This window comes from Hyphomonas sp. (genome assembly GCF_040882205.1).
In the GTDB taxonomy this organism is placed as follows: Bacteria; Pseudomonadota; Alphaproteobacteria; order Caulobacterales; family Hyphomonadaceae; genus Hyphomonas.
Genome location: NZ_JBBEBT010000027.1, coordinates 1 through 1,383, shown reverse-complemented (window position 1 = coordinate 1,383; position 1,383 = coordinate 1). Strand labels below are relative to the sequence as shown.

The 1,383-nt window shown below is 67.3% G+C and carries 4 protein-coding genes; all 4 read right to left on the bottom strand.

Translation table 11 applies throughout. The features are described 5' to 3' along the window. Positions 1-625 (bottom strand): crosslink repair DNA glycosylase YcaQ family protein (locus WEA77_RS01685; RefSeq protein ID WP_368066139.1); only part of this gene is annotated, 625 nt, incomplete at its 3' end. Then, the gene (locus WEA77_RS01680; protein ID WP_368066141.1) at positions 622-882 is read right to left on the bottom strand and encodes a methylated-DNA--[protein]-cysteine S-methyltransferase; all 261 of its coding nucleotides are present in this window, start codon (positions 880-882) and stop codon (positions 622-624) included. The genes WEA77_RS01680 and WEA77_RS01685, both read right to left, overlap by 4 nt. Then, positions 786-1,169: a hypothetical protein gene (locus WEA77_RS01675; protein WP_368066138.1), complete on the bottom strand. Its 384-nt coding sequence runs from the start codon at positions 1,167-1,169 to the stop codon at positions 786-788. Before WEA77_RS01675 ends, WEA77_RS01680 begins: the two co-directional genes overlap by 97 nt. Positions 1,170-1,224: 55 nt before the next feature. Continuing rightward, positions 1,225-1,383: dienelactone hydrolase family protein (locus tag WEA77_RS01670; RefSeq protein WP_368066140.1), on the bottom strand; the 159-nt coding region annotated here is incomplete at its 5' end.

Genomic DNA, 1,383 nt, shown 5'->3' with positions numbered 1-1,383 from the left:
CGACCTGTTCGGGCCCCGGCGGCTCATCGGCGGTGCGGTAAGCGTGCGGGATGACGCGTTCGGTGAGGTCATAGAACTTGGTGAAGTTCTCGCGGTGCGAGGTGGACAGCTCCCCCGCATACCACATGTAATCGAGTGAGAGCTTGTGCGGCGGGCGGCGCCACATGGCGCGTTCGCCGACCACCTTGCTGTCGAAGGCGTGCGAGGAAAGCGGGCCTTCGGCGCGGATGCGTTCAAGGATCGCCGCGCGCCCTTCAGGGCCGTGATAGCCGGCGTGCCAGTCCCAGCCCTTCACGCGGGCTTCCATGCGGCGCAACTGGCGGCGCCAGTTGGGATAGAACTCGACCGGGATGACCGAGGCATCATGCGTGAAATGTTCAAAGACAGCGCGCTGGTCTTTCAGGAGTTTGACGAGCATCGGCTCGCGGTAATTCTGGTTGCGGCTCCAGAGGATGTGGTCGTGGGCACGGGCAACGACGCGGATGGAGTCGAGCTGGACGAAGCCAAGCTTGCGGACGGTGGCGGCGAGATCGAGCGGGCCGGTGGGCGGGGCGGCGAGGCCCTGGGCATCCAGCCAGAGGCGCCGCGCATCGCGGTTGCGGATTTTCAGGGGTGCGGGGCTCATTCGAACAGGGCGAGCTGGCCGCCGTCGAGGTGGACGCCTTCCCGGGCGAGCAGGATCGTTTTGGTGACCGGGCCGCCGGGGGCGGAGAAGCCGCCGAGCTTGCCTTCGCAGATGAGCACGCGGTGGCAGGGCACGATGAGCGGCCAGGGATTGCGGCCCATCAACATGCCGGCGGCGCGCGAGGCACCGGTATCGGCGCCCATGCGGCGGGCCAGCTCGCCATAGGAGACGGTCCCGCCCCAGGCGACCTTGCGCAGGCGGCGCAGAGGGCGGCTTCGAAATCCGACATACCGGTCATGTCGAGGGCGGTGTCATAGACGTGTGTGGGCGCGCCGGAGAGGAAGGCGCGCAGGCCAGTGATGAGGCCGGTGATAAGGGCGGCGATGTGCGGCGGGGCTTCAGACCCCGGGACCTGTGCAGAGCTGGGCGCAGCGGCTATTGCGCGGCGCTCCGCGAAGGGCCGCACACGCGTCAGGCCAGCCTCGGTCCAGCCAAGGCCGCAGAGCCCAGCGGGTGTGTCGAAGGTGGTGGCCGTCTCGAACATTTGGGGAACATCGATTATGTTCCCCGTCTTGTCCAGAGGCTTGTCCAGAGGCTTGTCAGGCGAGGTGTTTCGCGAAGAAATCGAGTGTACGGCTCCAGGCGAGGGCGGCGCCTTCGGCGTTGAAGCGCGGCGTCGTGTCGTTGTGGAAGCCGTGCTCGAGGCCTTCGTACATGTGCACCTCATAGGCCTTGCCCGCGGCATCGAGCGCGGCCTT

Coding starts and splice junctions, on each gene's coding strand:
- WEA77_RS01675 (WP_368066138.1), bottom strand. CDS start 1,169: ATGTTCGAGACGGCCACCACCTTCGACACACCCGCTGGGCTCTGCGGC.